The sequence below is a fragment of the Brevibacterium sp. SIMBA_078 genome (genome assembly GCF_046534565.1).
GTDB lineage: Bacteria > Actinomycetota > Actinomycetes > Actinomycetales > Brevibacteriaceae > Brevibacterium.
In genome coordinates, this window is record NZ_JAWRYQ010000575.1 from 1 (window position 1) to 237 (window position 237).

A 237-nucleotide genomic window follows, 5' to 3' on the forward strand; every position below is an offset into this window, starting at 1 on the left:
CGAGCGCAGTTGGCTACTGGAGCGGGGTGGGCAATGGATCAAGGGCAAGTCATTCGATGGGTTTGCGCCGCTGGGCCCCTATCTGGTGACTGCCGATGAGGTGCCGTCGCCCCAGGCGCTGGAACTGATCTGCCGGGTCAATGGTGAGGTCATGCAGCACGACAGCAGCGAAGACATGATCTTCGATGTGTATCACCTGATTCATTATCTCAGCCGCTTCATGACCCTGCACCCTGG

General features: G+C 59.1%; 1 protein-coding gene. It reads left to right on the forward strand.

The window, feature by feature from the left end; all coding sequences use genetic code 11:
• Positions 1-237 (forward strand): fumarylacetoacetate hydrolase family protein (locus SB749_RS20850; protein WP_410711996.1); only part of this gene is annotated, 237 nt, incomplete at both ends.